The following is an 18,760-nucleotide window of genomic DNA, read 5'->3' as shown; positions in this document are numbered from 1 at the left end:
GTGACCAGCGAGATCACCCTCTTCGTCAACCCCACCGCGGGCCGCGGCCGGGGCGCCCACGCGGCGCAGCCGGCCGCTTCGGCGTTGCGGGCGGCGGGCTTCCTGGTGCGGACGGTCCTCGGCGCGGACGCCGGGGACGCCCTCGCACGCGCGCGTGCCGCCGTCGCGGAGGGCACCGGAGCCCTGGTGGCCGTCGGCGGCGACGGGATGGCGAGCCTCGCCCTGCAGGCCGTCGCCGGCACCCGTACGCCGCTCGGGCTGGTCGCCGTCGGCACCGGGAACGACTTCGCGCGGGCCCTCGGGCTCCCGGTGCGCGACCCCGCGGCAGCGGGGCGGCAGATCGCCGACGCCCTCAAGTCCGCCCGGCTGCGCGACGTCGACCTCGGGCGGGTGGGCGGCACCTGGTTCGGCACCGTCCTCGCCTCCGGCTTCGACTCCCGCGTCAACGACCGCGGCAACTGGATGCGGTGGCCCGCCGGCCGCTTCAAGTACGACCTGGCCATGCTCGCGGAACTGGCCTCCTTCAAGCCGTTCCCGTACCGGATCACGCTGGACGGCGGCGAGGTCCGGGAGGTCGAGGCGACGCTGGTGGCCGTAGGCAACGGCTCGTCGTACGGCGGCGGCATGAAGATCTGTGCCGACGCCGACCTCGGCGACGGGCTCTTCGACGTCACCGTCGTCGGGGACTGCAGCCGTACGACACTGCTCAAGGTGTTCCCGAAGGTGTACCGGGGCACGCACCTCGGCCATCCCAAGGTGACCGTCCACCGGGCCGCCCGGGTCGAGCTGGTGGCCGTCGGCATCACCGGGTACGCGGACGGCGAGCCGCTCGGGCCGCTGCCGCTGACCGCGGAATGCGTGCCCGCAGCGGTCCGCGTCGCCGCTCCCTGACCTGCTGAGCTGGGCGGATCCGGGTCTCGGACCAGCGGATCCGGATAATGATCGTCCTGTTGTCAGTGGCTGCCGGTAGGCTCGAAAGCACGATGACAGAGGACCTCTCACCGGCCGAGCGGTACGCGGCAGCACGGAAGCGCGCTGCCGAGCAGGCCACCGCGCTCGCCTCCTTCCGCGAGATGTACGACTTCGGCCTCGACCCCTTCCAGATCGAGGCCTGTCAGGCGCTCGAGGCGGGCAAGGGCGTTCTGGTGGCGGCGCCCACCGGCTCGGGCAAGACGATCGTCGGCGAGTTCGCCGTCCACCTCGCCCTCCAGCAGGGCAAGAAGTGCTTCTACACGACCCCCATCAAGGCGCTCTCCAACCAGAAGTACGCCGACCTGGCCCGCCGGTACGGCGCGGACAAGGTCGGCCTGCTCACGGGCGACAACAGCGTGAACTCCGACGCCCCGGTGGTCGTGATGACCACCGAGGTGCTGCGCAACATGCTCTACGCCGGCTCGCAGACCCTGCGCGGCCTCGGGTACGTGGTCATGGACGAGGTGCACTATCTCTCCGACCGCTTCCGGGGCGCCGTCTGGGAAGAAGTGATCATCCATCTCCCCGAGTCGGTGACCCTCGTGTCGCTCTCGGCGACCGTGTCGAACGCCGAGGAGTTCGGCGACTGGCTGGACACGGTGCGCGGCGACACCCAGGTGATCGTCTCCGAGCACCGGCCCGTGCCGCTCTTCCAGCACGTGCTCGCCGGACGGCGGATGTACCACCTCTTCGAGGAGGGCGAGGGCCACAGGAAGGCCGTCAACCCCGACCTCACCCGCCTGGCGCGGATGGAGGCGAGCCGTCCGTCCTACCAGGACCGCAGACGTGGTCGCGCCATGCGCGAGGCGGACCGGGAGCGCGAGCGGCGGCAGCGCTCGCGCGTGTGGACGCCCAGCCGGCCCGAGGTGATCGAGCGGCTCGACGCGGAAGGGCTGCTTCCCGCCATCACCTTCATCTTCAGCCGAGCGGCCTGCGAGGCCGCCGTCCAGCAGTGCCTGTACGCGGGCCTCAGGCTGAACGACGACGAGGCGCGGACGCGCGTCCGCGAACTCGTCGAGGAGCGCACCGCCTCCATCCCCACGGAGGACCTGCACGTCCTCGGCTACTACGAGTGGCTGGAGGGCCTTGAGCGCGGCATCGCGGCCCACCACGCGGGCATGCTGCCCACGTTCAAGGAGGTCGTCGAGGAGCTCTTCGTACGCGGCCTCGTCAAGGCCGTGTTCGCCACGGAGACCCTCGCGCTCGGCATCAACATGCCGGCCCGGTCGGTGGTGCTGGAGAAGCTCGTCAAGTGGAACGGCGAGCAGCACGCCGACATCACCCCCGGCGAGTACACGCAGCTGACCGGCCGCGCGGGCCGCCGCGGCATCGATGTCGAGGGCCACGCGGTCGTCCTGTGGCAGCGCGGAAGCAGCCCCGAGCACCTGGCGGGACTCGCGGGCACACGGACGTATCCGCTGCGCTCCAGTTTCAAGCCGTCGTACAACATGGCCGTGAACCTGGTGGAGCAGTTCGGCCGGCACCGCTCGCGCGAGCTGCTGGAGACGTCGTTCGCCCAGTTCCAGGCCGACAAGTCGGTCGTCGGCATCTCCCGGCAGGTGCAGCGCAACGAGGAGGGGCTTGAGGGCTACAAGCAGTCCATGACCTGCCACCTCGGGGACTTCGAGGAGTACGCGCGGCTGCGCCGTGAGCTCAAGGACCGTGAGACCGAGCTGGCCAAGCAGGGCGCGGCCCAGCGCCGGGCCGAGGCGGCCGTCGCCCTGGAGAAGCTCAAGCCCGGCGACGTGATCCACGTGCCGACGGGCAAGTACGCGGGTCTGGCGCTCGTGCTGGACCCGGGGCTGCCCGCCGGCCGGTCCAACGGCCACCGGGGCTTCGAGCACGTCGACGGCCCGCGCCCGCTGGTGCTCACCGCCGAGCGTCAGGTCAAGCGGCTGGCCTCGATGGACTTCCCGGTGCCCGTGGAGGCGCTGGAGCGGATGCGGATCCCCAAGTCGTTCAACGCGCGTTCGCCGCAGTCCCGCCGCGACCTCGCCTCCGCGCTGCGTACCAAGGCCGGGCACATCGTCCCGGACCGGTTGCACAAGAAGCGGTCCGCGGCGGCGGACGACCGTGAGATCGCCCGGCTGCGCACCGCCATCCGGGCCCACCCCTGCCACGGGTGCAGCGACCGCGAGGACCACGCCCGCTGGGCCGAGCGCTACCACCGGCTGCTGCGCGACACCTCGCAGCTGGAGCGCCGCATCGAGGGCCGGACGAACACGATCGCCCGCACCTTCGACCGCATCGTCGCGCTCCTGACCGAGCTGGACTACCTGCGCGGCGACGAGGTCACCGAGCACGGCAAGCGGCTCGCCCGGCTCTACGGCGAACTCGACCTGCTCGCCAGCGAGTGCCTGCGGGCCGGCGTCTGGGAAGGCCTCGGCCCGGCCGAACTGGCCGCGTGCGTCTCGGCGTTGGTGTACGAGTCCCGGGTCGGCGACGACGCCATGGCGCCGAAGGTGCCGTCCGGCAGGGCAAAGGACGCGCTCGGCGAGATGGTCCGCATCTGGGGCCGCCTCGACGCCCTGGAGGAGGACTTCCGGATCAGGCAGACCGAGGGGGTCGGCCAGCGCGAGCCGGACCTCGGTTTCGCCTGGGCCGCCTACCAGTGGGCGTCAGGAAAGGGCCTCGACGAGGTGCTGCGCGAGGCGGAGATGCCCGCGGGCGACTTCGTGCGCTGGTGCAAGCAGGTCATCGACGTGCTGGGCCAGATCTCGGCCGCCGCGCCGGTCTCCGGCCAGACCTCGACGGTCGCGAAGAACGCCCGCAAGGCGGTCGACGGGCTGCTGCGCGGCGTCGTGGCCTACTCCTCGGTGGGGTAGCGGGTCCCGTCCCTCCCGCTCGTGCGCCGTCCCCGGAAGGGGGCGGCGCACCTGCGTGTGCACGGCCTTCTTCCGGCGGAGCACGCGGCAGGGCGTGCGTGCACCGGCGGAGCGCTGCTCTCGTACCTCCGTACGCCGTCACGGACCGTGTGCGAACGAAGCCTGAGCGTGCAAATGGGGTCGAGAGTACTCCTGCCCCATGGGCGATTTCAGGGGCTTGCCGAACATGACACGGCGATGATCCGGTCGGACTAAGCTCGCCCGCAGCGCACCGAGTTGAGATGAATTCGTGCGCTTGTTCCCAAAAGTTGTCAAGGTCCAGAACGTCCCCCCACCCCAGCCGATTTGTCTCAGAGGGCATACATGGTGAGTGTTCAATCGCCTCCCGGTGGCCGCGAACTTCCCTACGCACGCGTGCTGTTGCTGCCGGCCATACTGATGGCCGCGGTGTCCGGGGCCGCCGTCGCCGTGGTGACGGAACCGGCCAGGACAGCCGTCGGCTGGTGCGGTGCCGTGGCCACGCTCCTGGTGATCGCGACCATGGCGGAGGCGGTACGCCGCGGCCGCGTCGCCCGCGCCCTGCGCGCCGACCTCGCGCACCGGACCGCCTGCCTGGAACAGCGCTTGGCCGGCCACGACCAGGAGATCGTCCGCCTCGGCACCGAACTGCTGCCCGCCGCGCTGCACCGGCTGCGCGGCGGAGAACCCGTCTCGAGCGTGATGCGCACGCTCGTCGACGCCGATCCCGCCCACCGCGAACTCTCCGCCGCGCAGCGCGTCTTGACGCGGGCCGTGCTCGACATCGTGGATCACGAGACCGCGCTGCGCGACTCCGCCCAGCGCGCCTTCGTCAACATCGCCCGGCGCGTCCAGGCGATCGTCCACCAGCAGGCCAACGAACTCCGCGAGATGGAGGAGGACCACGGGCGCAACCCCGAGGTCTTCGACGACCTTCTGCGCATCGACCACGGCACCGCGCTGATCGGCCGCCTCGCCGACTCCATCGCCGTGCTCGGCGGCGGCCGCCCCGGACGCCAGTGGCCCGCGCCCGTACCGCTGTTCAGCGTGCTGCGCGGCGCGATGTCCCGGATCCTCGAATACCGCCGCATCGAACTGCATGCGATCGCGGAGGTCGCCGTCGACGGCATCTCCGTCGAACCGCTCATCCACGCCTGCGCCGAACTCCTCGACAACGCCACGCGCTACTCGCCCCCGCAGACCAAGGTGCACGTCACCGCCGTCGAGGTGCAGACCGGGATCGCCATCGAGATCGAGGACGGCGGCGTCAGCCTCAGCGAAGAGGCCCGCGGCCGGGCCGAGAACATGCTCCGGCTGGCCCAGGCCGGCATCGACCTCAACGACCTGGGGGAGGCCCCGCGCCTCGGTATGGCCGTCGTCGGCCGCCTCTCGCAGATGTACGACATGCAGGTCTCGCTGCGGCAGTCCGCGTACGGCGGTGTCCGGGCCGTCCTCGTCGTGCCGCACGCCATGCTCACCACCGAGCCCGCCCCGGGCCTCGCCCACGGCGTCGGCGCCGCCGCCGTGCCGCGCATGGACACCGGTGGCGTCGAGGGCCCCGCCCGCAAGCCCAAGAAGCGCCGCCCCACCACCGGCCCCCGCCTCCCGGCCCCGATGGACGGCCACCTGGAGGACGACGCCCCCCAGGTGACCGAGTGGGCGCCCAACGGGCTGCCCCAGCGCCGCAGCCGCGTCAAGGTCTCGTTCACCCAGCGGATCGCCGAGGCCCGGGCCGCCGAGGCCGCCGCGGAGGCGGCCCGGGCGACCGCACCCGCCTGGGCGCCCGAGCCCGCCCCCGAGCGGCAGGAGCCCGAACCGGGCCTGTGGGTCGAGGCCTTCATGAACGGACTCAAGGGCGGCGACCCCGCACCGGGCGCCCCGGCCACGAGCAACCAGCCGGCCCGCGCCGAGGCCGACGACGAGGGGGACCTCAAGTGAGCCAGCAGCGAGCCAACTTCGACTGGATGCTCAAGGAGCTCTCCGACGGTGTCCCGGGCACCCACCAGATCGTGGTGCTCTCAGCCGACGGGCTGCGCATCGCCCGCTACGGCGGCGACCCGGACGCCGCCGACCGCCTCGCCGCCGCCTGCGCGGGACTGCAGAGCCTGGCCGGAGCGGTCGCGGGTGAGATCCCCGACAGCGACGGCCGGATGCGCATGGTCATCATCGAGATCGACGGAGGCTACTTCTACCTGATGTCGGCCGGCGCCAACGCCTACCTCGCGGTGCTCGCCGACCGGACCGTGGACGCCGGACTGATGAGCAATCGCATGCGCGACCTGGTCGTACGGATCGGAGCACATCTGACCAGCCCGCCGCGGCGCAACGGGCAGACCGTATGACTCCTCCCCGGCGCCGACGGCGCCACCCCAAGGAAGAGCAGCCTGCGGAGCCTTCCCGAACGGGCCAGGACGGCAGGATCCCGGAGCGGCTGTACGTACTCACGGGCGGGGGCGAGGGCGGTGAGCGCGCCCCGCTCGACCTGGTCACCCTGGTCGTGGCGAACGGCGGCGCGCCCCCGCCCAACTCCCAGCCGGAACAGTCGGCGCTGCTCCGGCTCTGCGCGGCCCCCCTGTCCGTGGCCGAGATCTCGGCCTATCTGAATCTGCCGTTCAGCGTGGTGACCGTCCTGCTCACCGAGCTGCTGGCGGCCGAACTGGTACAGGCGCGCGCCCCGATCGTCCGTTCGGCGCTCCCCGACCGTTCCCTCCTCGAAGCGGTGATGCATGGACTTCAAAAGCTCTGACACCATCACGGGCCCGCGCACCGCCAACCATCTGCCGCACACGGCGCAGGCCGCCGTGAAGGTCGTGATCGTGGGCGGCTTCGGAGTCGGCAAGACGACCATGGTGGGCTCCGTCAGCGAGATCAGGCCGCTGACCACCGAGGAGACCATGACGCAGGCCGGCATCGGAGTCGACGACGACTACGGCTCGGAGACCAAGACCGCCACCACCGTCGCCATGGACTTCGGGCGCATCAGCATCACGGAGCAGCTGGTGCTGTACCTGTTCGGCACGCCCGGCCAGGAACGCTTCTGGTTCCTGTGGAACGGCCTGTTCGAAGGCGCGCTCGGCGCGGTCGTCCTGGTCGACACCCGGCGGCTGGAGGTCAGCTTCGACGTCATCGGCCGCCTCGAGGAGCGCGGTGTGCCGTTCGTGATCGCCATGAACGACTTCCCGGACGCCCCCCGCTATCCGGTCGAGGACCTGCGCACGGCACTCGACCTGTCCGAGGAGATCCCCATCGTGAAGTGCGACGCGCGGCGCCGTGCCTCCAGCCGGGACGTCCTCATGACGCTGATGCGCTTCCTGCACTCGCTGGCGATGACGCCGACGTCCGCTTAGGGCCGCTCCACCCAACGACAGCACATCCACCTCAGCCCTCGGAGCCACCACCGTGACGCCTGAACCCTCCTCCCTGACCGGCATGGACGAGCCCACCCTCGGACCGCCGCCCGGCTGCCCCGCCCGCGGACTCGGACCCGGCGGGCTGCGCCGGCTGTACGGTCCCGAAGCCGAGGACCTGTCCGCCCTGTACGAGAAGCTACGGGCCGAACACGGCGCGGTGGCACCCGCGTTGCTCCACAACGACGTGCCCGTCTGGGTGGTGCTCGGGCACGGCGAGAACCTGCACATGGTGCGCACCCCCTCGCAGTACGCGCGCGACAGCCGGCTGTGGACCGCCGTACAGGACGGCACGGCGGGGCCCGACCACCCGCTCGCGCCGCACATCACCTGGCAGCCCATCTGCTCCCACGCCGAGGGCGACGAGCACCTGCGGCTGCGCGGCGCGGTCACCGGCGCCATGTCCACCATCGACCACCGCGGCATCCGCCGCCACATCAACCGTTTCACCCAGGTCCTGGTCAACCGGTTCTGCGAGCGGGGCGCCGCCGAACTGGTCGGCCAGTTCGCCGAGCACCTGCCGATGGCCGTGATGTGCGAGATCCTCGGCATGCCCGAGGAGTACAACGACCGCATCGTGCAGGCCGCCCGTGACATGCTCCGCGGCACCGAGACGGCCATCGCCAGCCAGGCGTACGTCCTGGACGCCCTCCAGCGACTGACCGAACGCCGCCGCGAACAGCCCGCCGAGGACTTCGCGAGCCAGCTGATCAGCCACCCGGCGGGACTGACCGACGACGAGGTCACCAAGCACCTGTGGCTGGTCCTCATGGCGGCCTACGAGGCCACCGCCAACCTCCTCGCCAACGTGCTGCGCATGGTCCTGACCGACCCGCGGTTCCGGGCCCAGCTCAACGGCGGCCAGATGACGGTGCCCGAGGCGGTCGAGCAGTCCCTCTGGGACGAGCCGCCGTTCAGCACGGTCTTCGCCTATTTCGCCAAGCAGGACACGGAGTTGGGCGGTCAGCGCATCCGCCGGGGTGACGGCCTCCTCTTCGGCATCGCCCCCGGCAACGTCGACCCGCGCGTCCGCCCCGACCTCGCGGCGAACATGCAGGGCAACCGCTCCCACCTCGCCTTCGGCGGCGGCCCTCACGAGTGCCCGGGCCAGGACATCGGCCGCGCCATCGCCGACACGGGTGTCGACGCGCTGCTGATGCGGCTGCCGGACGTCGAACTGGACTGCGGGGAACACGAGTTGCGCTGGACGTCCTCCATCGCCTCGCGCCACCTGGTCGAGCTGCCGGTGCAGTTCGCGCCCAAGCCCCAGCAGGACGTCGAGCAGCGGCCGGCCGCACACCCCCTGCCGGCGCCGCGGGCGGACTGGCAGGTGACGACCGCACCGTCGCCACAGCAGCCGGTGGCGCCGCCCGCCGGGCCCGCCGCCCCGCAGGAGGCGCGGCCGGGTGCGGACCCGGCCCGTCACCCCGGCGCCTGGCAGCGCCTGCTGAGCTGGTGGCGCGGCTACTGAGCCCAGTCGTCGTACGCGGACCAGGCGCCGAGCACCCGGGCGCTGGCGAACCGGTGCTCGCGCCCCGTCAGCGGATCGGTGAACTCCAGTGCGCGCGCCAGCAGTTGCAGCGGGCGCCGGAAGTCACCGGCCGGAACGGGGCCGCTCACCACCGGATACAGCGGGTCGCCGAGGACAGGCACGCCCAACGTGCTCATGTGAACACGGAGTTGATGGGTCTGTCCGGTCTCGGGCGTGAGCCGGTAGCGGCCGAGACCGGCCCGGTGCTCCACGAGTTCGATCCGGCTCACGGCGTTCGGCTCGCCCTCGGTCTCCCGGGCGGCCGGCACGCCGCGTTCCTTGACGATCCGGCTGCGGACGGTCCGTGGCAACGCCAGACCGGGGGAGTACGGGGCCACCGCCTCGTACTCCTTGCGGACCAGTCTGTCGCGGAACAGCGTCTGGTACGCGCCCCGCTCCTGCGGCCGCACGGTGAACAGGACGAGCCCGGCCGTGAGCCGGTCGAGGCGGTGTGCGGCGCCCAGCGCCGGGATGCCCAGTTCCCGCCGCAGCCGGGCCAGCGCGGTCTCGGCGACATGGCTGCCGCGCGGGGTGGTGGCGAGGAAGTGCGGCTTGTCGGCGACCACGATGTGCTCGTCGCGGTGGACGATGTCGAGGGCGAACGGTACCCGCTCCTCGTCGGGCAGCTCCCGGTGGAACCACACGAACATGCCCGGCAGATAAGCCGTGTCCGGCCGCACGGGCCGCCCGTCCGCCCCGACGATCAGTCCGTCGCCGAGCATCCCGTCGATCACCCCGGGCCCCGCCGCGAGCCGCTCCACCAGGTGCTCGCGCACGGTTTTCCAGCTTCCGTCCTGCGGCAGCCTGATCCGCACGGGGTCCACCCCGTCGCGCTGCGGCAGGGGGGAGGGCGGGACCGGGGGCTTGCGTCTCATCGTGGTCAATCGTACGAGGCGCGGTCCACCCGGGTCGGCGCGGTCGACCGGTGGTCGGCCCGGTGGCTGCCGCCGGGCGGACCGTCAAGGGTTCAGGAGGACGCAGGCTCAGGGGGACGCCGGCTCCTGCTCGGCCTCCACCTGGGCGTTCCACTCCCGCTTGGCGGCCTGCCAGCCGTCCTCGTTGTGCCCGAGCCGCCAGTAACCGGAGACCGAGAGGTCCTCGCGCGGGATCGCGTGCTCGACGCGCAGCAGCCGGCGCAGGTCCTTCACGAAGCTCGCCTCGCCGTGCACGAACGCGTGCAGCCGCCCCTTTGGGAACTCCAGGGCACGCACCGCCTCGACCAGGGCGGCGCCCACCGGCCGCTCCCCCCGGTGCAGCCAGACGACCTCCACGTCGGAGTCGATCTTCTGCTCCTCCCCGGGACCGGAGATCTCCACGAAGGCCCGGGCCTTCGTGCCGGCGGGCAGGGACTCCAGGGTGGCCGCGATGGCGGGCAGCGCGCTCTCGTCACCGGCCAGCAGATGCCAGTCGGCGCTCGCGTCGGGCGCGTAGGCGCCACCGGGGCCCAGGAACCGTACGACGTCGCCCGGCCGGGCGCGCAGGGCCCAGGGGCCTGCCAGCCCCTCGTCCCCGTGCACGACGAAGTCGAGGGTCAGCTCGCGCAGTTCCGCGTTCCAGTGGCGCACCGTGTAGGTCCGGGTGACGGGCCACTGGTCGCGGGGGAACTCCTCACGGATCCGCTGCACGTCGAAGGGCTCGGGGTAGGTGACGCCCTCGGCCCCGAACAGCAGCTTCACGTAGTGGTCGGTGCAGGAACCCACGGTGAAGTCGGCCAGACCGTCGCCGCCGAGCACGACCCGCTGCATGTGCGGGGTCAGCCGCTCGGTCCGCACGACACGCGCGGAATGGGGCTTCGGGGTCCTGCGTGCCGGACGCTCTGCCATGACGGCCTCCCAGTAGGTGCTTAGGCTTACCTAAGTTAGCAGCTGCCGCCAGTTAACACCTCAGGCCTGAAGTGTCGCGAGCAGTCGCTGCAGGGATCCACCGAGACTCCAGCGCGCGCCCAGCTCCGCCAAGCCCGACGGGTCGCGCGGCGCGTGCGGCAGCGCGGTGTCGACGTCCGGCAGGGGGACGTCTCCCGCGACCCGCACGACCTTGGGCGCCACCTCGACGTACGGCCGTGACTCGTCCAGGCGCCGGCGCTGCGACGGCGTCAGCCGGGCCTGCGGGTCGTCGACGGCGGCCATGATCCCGGCCAGGTCGCCGAACTCGGCGAGCAGCTTCGCGGCCGTCTTCTCGCCGATACCGGGAACGCCCGGCAGTCCGTCGCTGGGGTCTCCGCGCAGCAGCGCCAGATCCGCGTACCCGGCGCCGTCGACCCCGTACTTCCCGCGGAGCCACGCCTCGTCGGTGAGCTGGAGCGAGGCGACGCCCTTGAGCGGGTACAGGACACGGATCTCCCGCTCGTCGTCGACCAGTTGGTACAGGTCGCGGTCGCCGGTGACGATGTCGACCGGGCCCGTGGCGCGCCCGGCGAAGGTGCCGATCACGTCGTCCGCCTCGTACCCCTCGACGCCCACGCGCGCGATCCCGAGTGCGTCGAGCACCGCCTCGATGACGGGCACCTGCGGCGACAGGGTGTCCGGCACCTCCTCCTCGTCCGGGCCCAGCGCGCGCTCCTCGGCGACGCGGTGCGCCTTGTAGGAGGGGATGAGGTCGACCCGCCACTGCGGGCGCCAGTCGGCGTCCATGCAGGCGACCAGGTCGTCGGGGCGGTGGTCCTTGACCAGGCGGTCGATGAATTCGAGCAGTCCGCGCACGGCGTTCACGGGCGTGCCGTCGGGGGCCTTCACGGAATCGGGGACCCCGAAGTAGGCCCGGAAGTAGAGGGAGGCGGTGTCGAGCAGCATCAGGCGTCTGGTCACCCTGCGCATCATGCCGTACGCCACCGACAGTCACCGGCCGGTGGGAGTGCGTGGCCCGCCCGGGGTGTCGCACCCTTCTGACGTGGGACGAAGGGCCGTGCCGTGCGGGGGACGTGAACGCGCTGTGAACTGAACCACTCCGGCGTTTGGCCCGGGGGCAAAGGGGCAGGTGCCGGGCCGGAGCGAAGCCGGTCGTACTTCAACATCTTGCGACGAATGCCGTCCGGCCGAGCGGGCAGAACCCGCCTCGCTCCACGGCCCGCGGCGGGGGAGGCGGGCCGTCTTGGTTCCAAGACGAGAGGCGCCCGTGGCATCCAGGCTAGAAGCGGAACATCTGTACAAGGTGTTCGGCAGACGACCCGAAGACGCGGTGGAACGGCTCCGGGCCGGAGCCGACCGCGACGAACTGCGCGAGGGCGGCACCACCGCGGCGGTGATCGACGCGTCGTTCACGGTGGAACCGGGCCAGATCTTCGTGGTCATGGGCCTGTCCGGGTCGGGCAAGTCCACGCTGCTGCGCATGCTCAACGGGTTGCTGGAGCCGACCGCGGGACACGTGCGCTTCGACGGGCAGGACCTGACGGCACTGAGCCCCCGGGCGCTGCGCGAGGTCCGTTCGAAGAAGATCAGCATGGTCTTCCAGCACTTCGCGCTCTTCCCGCACCGCAGCGTCCGCGAGAACGCCGCCTACGGCCTGGAGGTCCAGGGCGTGCCGGGTGCCGAGCGCAGGAAGCGGGCCGCACAAGCGCTCGAACTGGTCGGTTTGGGCGGCTGGGAGAAGTCCTGGCCCGACGAGCTGTCGGGCGGCATGCAGCAGCGCGTGGGCCTGGCCCGCGCGCTCGCCACCGACGCCGATCTGCTGCTGATGGACGAGTCGTTCAGCGCTCTCGACCCGCTGATCCGCCGTGACATGCAGGACCAGCTGATCGAGCTTCAGAGGAAGCTGAAGAAGACCATCGTCTTCATCACGCACGACCTCAACGAGGCCATGCGGCTGGGCGACCGGATCGCCGTCATGCGCGACGGCCGCATCGTCCAGATCGGCACCGCCGAGGACATCCTGGTGCGCCCCGCGAACGACTACGTCGCCTCCTTCACCCAGGACGTGGACCGCTCCCGGGTCCTCACCGCGGAGTCCGTCATGGACACGGACGTACGCGGCGACGAGGCGGACTGCTCCTGCGAGACCGCCGCCCCCGACACCCCGTTCACCGAACTGTGCGCCATCAGTGCCCGGTTGACGCATCCCGTCGCGGTGCTCGACGAGCACCGCGAGCTCGTCGGCGTCGTCCCCCGGCAGCGGCTCGTCGCCTTCCTCGGCGACGAGCAGGGCGAACCCGCGGCCTGCGGCACGCCGCGCGACCGGAGCGTCGAGGCGGTGCAGGCCGGTGCCTAGGATCCCCTTCGGCGACTGGGTCAACGACACGGTCGACTGGCTGCTGAACCACATGGCGTGGCTCTTCGACTTCCTCAAGACCGTCTTCCTGGGCGCCTTCGACGGCATCGACGCCGTCCTCCAGGCCCCCGAACCGCTCCTCCTCGCCGGCATCTTCGCGGTGATCGCCTTCTGGCTGCGCGGCACCTCCGCCGGTGTCCTCACCTTCCTGGGATTCGCCTTCATCGACTCCCTCGAACTGTGGGAGGACGCGATGGTGACCCTCTCGCTCGTCCTCGTCGCCACGCTCATCGCGCTGGTGATCTCGGTGCCGGTGGGCATCTGGGCGGCGCGCTCCGACCGGGTCAGCGGACTGGTCCGCCCGGTCCTGGACTTCATGCAGACGCTGCCCGCGATGATCTACCTCATCCCGGCGATCCTCTTCTTCGGCACCGGAGCCCCCGCGGGCATCGTGGCCACCCTGATCTTCGCGCTGGCACCCGGCGTGCGGATGACGGAACTCGGCATCCGCCAGGTCGACAGGGAACTGGTCGAGGCCGCCGACGCGTTCGGCACCACACCCGGCAACACGCTGCTGCGCATCCAGCTGCCGCTGGCGCTGCCCACGGTCATGGCCGGCGTCAACCAGGTCATCATGCTGGGCCTGTCCATGGCCGCCATCGCGGGCATGGTCGGCACCGGCGGTCTCGGCGGCGACGTGAACGAGGCCATCGGCCAGCTGAACGTGGGCCTCGGCTCCGAGGCCGGTGTCGCCATCGTCATCCTCGCGATCTACCTGGACCGCATGACCAGCGCGCTCGGCACCCAGGTGTCCCCGCTCGGCCGCCGCGCCGCCGCCAAGGTGCGGGCCGCGCAGGGGCTGACGATCTGGTCCTACCGTCCCCGTCCGGCCGTGGCCGTCATCGGCGTGGTCGTGCTCGCGCTGGTCGCCGGGGGCATGGGCGTCTTCGGCGGTGGAGAGGACGGCACCACCGCCGCGTCCGACGGCGAGAACGTCGGCCATGGCAAGAAGGTCACCATCGGTTACATCCCGTGGGACGAGGGGGTCGCCTCCACCTTCCTGTGGAAGGAGATCCTCGAGGAGCGCGGCTTCGAGGTGGACACCAGGCAGTTCGACGCCGGCCCGCTCTACACCTCCCTCGCGCAGGGCAGCGTCGACTTCCAGACCGACGCCTGGCTGCCGACCACGCACGAGCAGTACTGGAAGAAGTACGGCAAGCAGCTGGACGACCTGGGCTCCTGGTACGGCCCGACGTCCCTGGAGCTGAGCGTGCCCTCCTACCTGAAAGGCGTCGACTCCCTGGCGGACCTCAAGGGCCGGGCGGACGAGTTCGGCGGCAAGATCACCGGCATCGAGTCCAGCGCCGGGATGATGGGCCTGCTCAAGAGCAAGGTGCTCAAGGAGTACGGGCTCGACAAGGAGTACAAGGTCGTCGACAGCTCCACGCCCGCCATGCTGGCCGAGCTGAAGCGCGCGTACGCCGAGAAGAAGCCCGTCGTCGTCACGCTGTGGTCGCCGCACTGGGCGTACAGCGACTACGGGTTGAAGAAGCTCAAGGACCCGAAGGGTGCCTGGGGCAAGGGCGACGGCGTGCACACGCTCTCCCGCAAGGGCTTCGCCGAGGACAACCCGGTCGTCGGGAAGTGGCTCAAGAACTTCCGGATGACCGAGAAGCAGCTCACCGGTCTCGAGGCGGAGATCAACAAGGCGGGCAAGGGCGCGCAGCAGGACGCCGTGCGGGCCTGGCTGAAGCGCAACCCCGGTGTCGTCGACAAGGTGGCGCCGGTCAAGAGGGCGTCGGCCGCCCCGGCGGAGGCCAGGCGTGACGTGAACGTCGCCTGGTTCCCCTGGGACGAGGACGTCGCTGTCACCTACCTCTGGAAGAACGTCCTGGCCCGGCGCGGCTACACGCTGAACCTCAAGCAGATGGACGTCGGCCCGGTGTACACGGGACTCGCGAGCGACGACCTCGACGTCAACTTCGACGCGTGGCTGCCGTACGCGCAGAAGAACTACTGGGACAAGCACAAGAACGACCTGAAGGACCTGGGCACCTGGTACAAGCCGACGTCACTGGAGGTCGCGGTGCCCTCGTACGTCAAGGGCGTCGAGTCCCTGGCGGATCTCAAGGGCAAGGCCGGCACCTTCGACGGGAAGATCATCGGCATCGAGCCGGGCACCGGCGAGATGAACCTGCTCAAGAAGAAGGTCCTGCCGGGCTACGGCCTGGACAAGGAGTACAAGGTCGTCGACGGCTCCACCCCCGCCATGCTGGCCGAGCTGAGGCGCGCGTACGCCAGGAAGGAGCCGGTCGCCGTCGTCCTGTGGTCCCCGCACTGGGCCTACAGCGAGTACGGCCTCACCAAGCTGAAGGACGACAAGAAGCTCTTCGGTGAGGGCAACACCATCCGCACCATCGCCGCCAAGAGGTTCCCGCAGCGGTATCCGCAGCTCACCAAGTGGATCAAGAACTTCAGGATGAGCGAGGACGAGCTCGGCAGCCTGGAGAGTGAGATCAAGAAGCGCGGCCAGGGGCATGAGGAGGACGCCGTCGCCGCGTGGCTGAAGGAGCACCCGGACATGGTGGAGCGGATGACTCCGCAGTAGTCGGGAAATCATCGGGGGGCCGGTCCCGCCGAGGGGCGGATCCGCCCGTCCCCGCCCAGGGGCATCCGAGCCGGTCCCGCCGAGGGGTGGGCTCCGCCGCACCGCACGCGAGCCGCTCCGCCGCGGCGGAGCCCACCCCTCGTGCCGTTCCCGTGGCGCCCCGGTCTCCGTATGCTCGGCTCCGCCCCACTCGCGACCCGGTGACCCCGCCCGTGACCGCGTGCCGCGCTCGCCGGGGGGACGGCCGCGGCGGTGACGTCCTCGTCCACGAAAAGGATCCGGCCAACCACATCGCCGTAAGCGGCTGCCGGACGAAACCTCCCGGCGGCCCTCATCGCGGCCCCGGCGGGCCGTCCGGCACAGTTGGTCAGCGCTTTCGTCCCACGGGAGGAGGCCGTGCCGGGCGGGGCCGGAGAACGCGTCTGCTGGCGCGAACTGCAACCCCGGCGGTCCCACGAGATGACACCGATGTGACGGCCGCGTGAAACGGTTTGCCGAACATGCGTAGGGTGCAGAGAACTCATCAGCCGCAGCGCGGTGAAGAAGCGGCCGGGATCAGCGGACCGACGAGCGAGGGAGGGAGCCGGAGCTATGGGCGACCACAAAGAACAGCCCCTGCGGGTGGGCGCGGCCGTCCGGCGGCGGCGCCGGGCACTGGAGCTCACCCTCGCCGTCGTGGCCGAGCGCAGCGGCCTGTCGGTGCCCTTCCTGAGCCAGGTCGAAAACGAGCGGGCCCGGCCCAGCAGACGCTCCCTGGAGCGGGTCGCCGTCGCCCTCGACACCACCGCGGGTGAACTGCTCGCCGCGGCCGACCCGGCGTGCAGCGTCGACGTGGTGCGCGCCGACGGCACGGAGACCACCCCCGAGGCCCAGGTGCGCCCCCTGGTGCGAGGGCACCACCAGCTGCACGCCACGGAGTTCACCGGTGACCACGACGCGGGCCGCGAACTCCAGCACCGCAACGACCAGTTGATGTACGTCGCGGACGGTGCCGTCGAGGTCGAGGCGGAGGGCCGCGCCCATCGCCTCGGGTGCGGCGACACGCTGTACCTGACGGGCGGGGTGCGGCACCGGTGGCGCGCGACCGTACCGGACACGCGGGTCGTCGTGGTCGCCGTCGCCGACCACATCGACGCCGTGGAGGACCGGCACGCCTTCGGTGGCCGCTGACCCGGCCGCTCACCTCCGCCGTCCTCCCGTTCTGCGACCACGGCCGAAGGGCGCCGGGATGAGCGGTCCGCCCGGCACGGCGCGACGGGTGGTCTCGCTGGTGCCCTCGCTGACGGAGGCCGTGGCGGTGACGCTGCCCGGCGTCCTGGTCGGCGCCACCGACTGGTGCAGCCACCCCGCGGACCTCGACGTCCCCCGGATCGGCGGCACCAAGAACCCCGATGTCGACGCGATCCTGCGGCTCGCCCCCGACCTGGTCGTCGCCAACGAGGAGGAGAACCGCGCGCCCGACCTGTCGGCCCTGCGCGCGGCGGGCGTCGAGGTCCTGGTCACCGAGGTACGGGACGTGCCGGGAGCCTTCCGCGAGCTGGACCGGGTGCTTCGGGCGTGCGGGGCGCCACGGCGCCCGCGCTGGCTCGACGAGGCCGAGGCGGCGTGGTCCGCGCTGCCGGGGCCGGCCGCTCCGCACACCCCCGGCGCTCCCGAGCCCGTACCGGGCGGCGCTCCCGGCCCTTTCGGGTGTGCGACCGCCGTCCCACCCGCCCACGGCACGACCGGTGCCGACCCCGTTCCTCGTACGACCGCCGTCGTGCCGGTCTGGCGGCGGCCCTGGATGGTGCTCGGCCGGGACACCTTCGCCGGGGACGTGCTGGCCCGGCTGGGCGTGGACAACCTGTACGCGGCGCACCCGGAACGCTATCCGCGCGTACCCCTGGAGGAACTGCGGGCCGCGGCACCCGGTCTCGTGGTGCTGCCCGACGAGCCCTACCGCTTCACGGCCGGGGACGGACCCGAGGCGTTCGCCGGGACGCCCTGCGCGCTCGTCTGCGGACGGCATCTCACCTGGTACGGGCCGTCACTGGTGGAGGCACCGCGGGTCCTCGGCGAGGCGCTGCGAGCAGCTCGCCGCTGAGCAGACCACGGCCCGTACGGACGGCGGCCACCGCCCAGGCCGCCACGAGCACCGCGTACAGGACGACCGCCAGACCGTCGAACGCGGCGAGCCCGGTGCGTCGCGCGAGCCCCTCGGCGCCCGTGACACAGGTGCCCACCGGGAACGTGAACGCCCACCAGGTCATCGTGAACCCCATGCCCCGGCGCCGGGCCCGCAGCACCATCGCGCCGGCCAGGCCGAGCCACAGCAGCGCGAAGCCCATGACCGGCACGCCGTACAGGAGGGCGAGGACCTCGAAGCCCTGCGCGTACGGGCCGGGGACGACACCGGGGGCGTACCGCGCGAACTTGTCGGTGGCCGTCGTGGACTGGCCGAGCGGGCCGAGGACCAGGAACAGGGCCGGGGTCAGGGCGGGCGGGAGCGGGCCCGAGGTGAGCAGCCGCGCGAAGATCACGGGGAGCATCAGCGCGGTGGCCAGCAGGCTCAGCCCGAACATCGCGACACAGGCGAGCAGCAGGCTCTCCCGGGGCTGCCCGGGCGGAAGGTGCGGGACGAGGAGGGGACCCGCGGCGGCGGACACCATCGGCGCGACCACGGGCAGCAGCCACACGGGCGTGGCCGCCCCGGTCCCCGCCGGGGGCCGGGTCACCAGGAGGTACGGCACGGCCACGGCCGCGGTCAGCGCGACGGCCGTACCGGCGGTGAACAGCACGGCGTCCAGGGCGAGCGCCGCGCGGGTCCCGATCCAGGCCTCGCCCACGACGAGCGCGCCGCCCCCGACGGCGACCAGGGCCATCGCGAGGCAGCCGTAGAAGGGCGCGACACCGGGGTCGAGGAGGTGGGCGCGGGCCTGGTCGCGGTGGTGCGCCCAGTGCAGGGTCCGGGCGCCGAGCAGCACGGCGAGCAGGGTCAGCGCGAGGGCCCAGACGGCCGCGCACACGGTGGACAGCCCGGGAACGTCCCCGGGGAGTCCCGCTCCCGCCGTCGCCATGATCGCCGTACCCATCACGCCGGCGTACCAGTTCGGGCCGAGGTGCCGGAGGGCTGCGTGGGGACGGCGGGCCCGGGTGCCGGGGGGCGCGAGGGGCTGGGCTGCGGTGACCATATGGCCACGGTCCCGCCCCGGCCGGGCCC

15 protein-coding genes are annotated in these 18,760 nt (G+C 71.9%); 11 read left to right on the top strand and 4 right to left on the bottom strand.

The genetic code is table 11. From position 1 onward, the window contains the following. From AC0ZLC_RS13040 to AC0ZLC_RS13010, 7 genes are all read left to right on the top strand, one after another. On the top strand, nt 1-891 hold the full coding sequence (locus tag AC0ZLC_RS13040; protein WP_476752090.1) for a diacylglycerol kinase: 891 nt from the start codon (nt 1-3) through the stop codon (nt 889-891). A gap of 47 nt (nt 892-938) precedes the next feature. After that, complete coding sequence (locus tag AC0ZLC_RS13035) at nt 939-3,797, top strand: DEAD/DEAH box helicase (protein WP_476752089.1); 2,859 nt, start codon at nt 939-941, stop codon at nt 3,795-3,797. A gap of 363 nt (nt 3,798-4,160) precedes the next feature. Continuing rightward, a complete protein-coding gene (locus AC0ZLC_RS13030; RefSeq protein ID WP_476752088.1) occupies nt 4,161-5,753 on the top strand; it encodes an ATP-binding protein in 1,593 nt (530 codons plus the stop codon). Next, the gene (locus AC0ZLC_RS13025) at nt 5,750-6,157 is read left to right on the top strand and encodes a roadblock/LC7 domain-containing protein (RefSeq protein ID WP_476752087.1); all 408 of its coding nucleotides are present in this window, start codon (nt 5,750-5,752) and stop codon (nt 6,155-6,157) included. The genes AC0ZLC_RS13030 and AC0ZLC_RS13025 overlap by 4 nt, the downstream gene beginning before the upstream one ends. Then, nucleotides 6,154-6,561, top strand: coding sequence for a DUF742 domain-containing protein (locus AC0ZLC_RS13020; RefSeq protein WP_476752086.1), 408 nt, complete (start codon nt 6,154-6,156; stop codon nt 6,559-6,561). The genes AC0ZLC_RS13025 and AC0ZLC_RS13020 overlap by 4 nt, the downstream gene beginning before the upstream one ends. Then, nucleotides 6,542-7,162 carry a GTP-binding protein gene (locus AC0ZLC_RS13015; RefSeq protein ID WP_476752085.1) on the top strand — a complete coding sequence of 207 codons (621 nt, stop codon included), beginning with the start codon at nt 6,542-6,544 and terminating at the stop codon, nt 7,160-7,162. Before AC0ZLC_RS13020 ends, AC0ZLC_RS13015 begins: the two co-directional genes overlap by 20 nt. Before the next feature lie 52 nt (nt 7,163-7,214). Then, nucleotides 7,215-8,693, top strand: a complete 1,479-nt coding sequence (locus AC0ZLC_RS13010) for a cytochrome P450 (protein WP_476752084.1) — start codon at nt 7,215-7,217, stop codon at nt 8,691-8,693. Here the strand turns inward: AC0ZLC_RS13010 and AC0ZLC_RS13005 are convergent. From AC0ZLC_RS13005 to AC0ZLC_RS12995, 3 genes are all read right to left on the bottom strand, one after another. After that, nucleotides 8,687-9,628, bottom strand: coding sequence for an RluA family pseudouridine synthase (locus AC0ZLC_RS13005; protein ID WP_476752083.1), 942 nt, complete (start codon nt 9,626-9,628; stop codon nt 8,687-8,689). The two genes, AC0ZLC_RS13010 and AC0ZLC_RS13005, sit on opposite strands and share 7 nt — an antisense overlap. A 108-nt stretch (nt 9,629-9,736) precedes the next feature. Next, nucleotides 9,737-10,576, bottom strand: coding sequence for a siderophore-interacting protein (locus AC0ZLC_RS13000; RefSeq protein ID WP_476752082.1), 840 nt, complete (start codon nt 10,574-10,576; stop codon nt 9,737-9,739). Between the two features lie 60 nt (nt 10,577-10,636). Beyond that, on the bottom strand, nt 10,637-11,566 hold the full coding sequence (locus AC0ZLC_RS12995) for a 5'-3' exonuclease (RefSeq protein ID WP_476752256.1): 930 nt from the start codon (nt 11,564-11,566) through the stop codon (nt 10,637-10,639). A gap of 298 nt (nt 11,567-11,864) precedes the next feature. Between AC0ZLC_RS12995 and AC0ZLC_RS12990 the strand changes: the two genes are divergently transcribed. The 4 genes from AC0ZLC_RS12990 to AC0ZLC_RS12975 all read left to right on the top strand — a co-directional run bounded on the left by AC0ZLC_RS12990 (nt 11,865) and on the right by AC0ZLC_RS12975 (nt 17,644). Beyond that, on the top strand, nt 11,865-12,953 hold the full coding sequence (locus AC0ZLC_RS12990) for a quaternary amine ABC transporter ATP-binding protein (protein WP_476752081.1): 1,089 nt from the start codon (nt 11,865-11,867) through the stop codon (nt 12,951-12,953). Beyond that, the gene (locus tag AC0ZLC_RS12985) at nt 12,946-15,561 is read left to right on the top strand and encodes an ABC transporter permease/substrate binding protein (RefSeq protein ID WP_476752080.1); all 2,616 of its coding nucleotides are present in this window, start codon (nt 12,946-12,948) and stop codon (nt 15,559-15,561) included. Before AC0ZLC_RS12990 ends, AC0ZLC_RS12985 begins: the two co-directional genes overlap by 8 nt. A gap of 591 nt (nt 15,562-16,152) precedes the next feature. After that, entirely contained in the window at nt 16,153-16,731 is a 579-nt protein-coding gene (locus AC0ZLC_RS12980) for a helix-turn-helix domain-containing protein (RefSeq protein WP_476752079.1), read from the top strand. 58 nt (nt 16,732-16,789) lie between these two features. Continuing rightward, on the top strand, nt 16,790-17,644 hold the full coding sequence (locus AC0ZLC_RS12975; RefSeq protein WP_476752078.1) for a helical backbone metal receptor: 855 nt from the start codon (nt 16,790-16,792) through the stop codon (nt 17,642-17,644). On the opposite strand, the gene AC0ZLC_RS12970 is transcribed toward AC0ZLC_RS12975, so the two are convergent. Then, nucleotides 17,571-18,731 (bottom strand): TDT family transporter, encoded by a 1,161-nt coding sequence (locus AC0ZLC_RS12970; RefSeq protein WP_476752077.1) that lies wholly within the window; start codon nt 18,729-18,731, stop codon nt 17,571-17,573. The two genes, AC0ZLC_RS12975 and AC0ZLC_RS12970, sit on opposite strands and share 74 nt — an antisense overlap. Nucleotides 18,732-18,760: the final 29 nt, after the last annotated feature.

The organism is Streptomyces sp. GLSS-08, assembly GCF_056387915.1.
This window is presented reverse-complemented; position numbering and strand designations above follow the sequence as displayed.

Excerpts from the sequence above, each read along its gene's own strand:
- AC0ZLC_RS12975 (WP_476752078.1), top strand. The coding sequence starts at position 16,790 with ATGAGCGGTCCGCCCGGCACGGCGCGACGGGTGGTCTCGCTGGTGCCC.
- AC0ZLC_RS12970 (WP_476752077.1), bottom strand. The coding sequence starts at position 18,731 with ATGGTCACCGCAGCCCAGCCCCTCGCGCCCCCCGGCACCCGGGCCCGC.
- AC0ZLC_RS13000 (WP_476752082.1), bottom strand. The coding sequence starts at position 10,576 with ATGGCAGAGCGTCCGGCACGCAGGACCCCGAAGCCCCATTCCGCGCGT.
- AC0ZLC_RS13020 (WP_476752086.1), top strand. The coding sequence starts at position 6,154 with ATGACTCCTCCCCGGCGCCGACGGCGCCACCCCAAGGAAGAGCAGCCT.
- AC0ZLC_RS13030 (WP_476752088.1), top strand. The coding sequence starts at position 4,161 with ATGGTGAGTGTTCAATCGCCTCCCGGTGGCCGCGAACTTCCCTACGCA.
- AC0ZLC_RS13035 (WP_476752089.1), top strand. The coding sequence starts at position 939 with ATGATCGTCCTGTTGTCAGTGGCTGCCGGTAGGCTCGAAAGCACGATG.
- AC0ZLC_RS12980 (WP_476752079.1), top strand. The coding sequence starts at position 16,153 with ATGGGCGACCACAAAGAACAGCCCCTGCGGGTGGGCGCGGCCGTCCGG.
- AC0ZLC_RS13005 (WP_476752083.1), bottom strand. The coding sequence starts at position 9,628 with ATGAGACGCAAGCCCCCGGTCCCGCCCTCCCCCCTGCCGCAGCGCGAC.
- AC0ZLC_RS13015 (WP_476752085.1), top strand. The coding sequence starts at position 6,542 with ATGGACTTCAAAAGCTCTGACACCATCACGGGCCCGCGCACCGCCAAC.
- AC0ZLC_RS12995 (WP_476752256.1), bottom strand. The coding sequence starts at position 11,566 with ATGCGCAGGGTGACCAGACGCCTGATGCTGCTCGACACCGCCTCCCTC.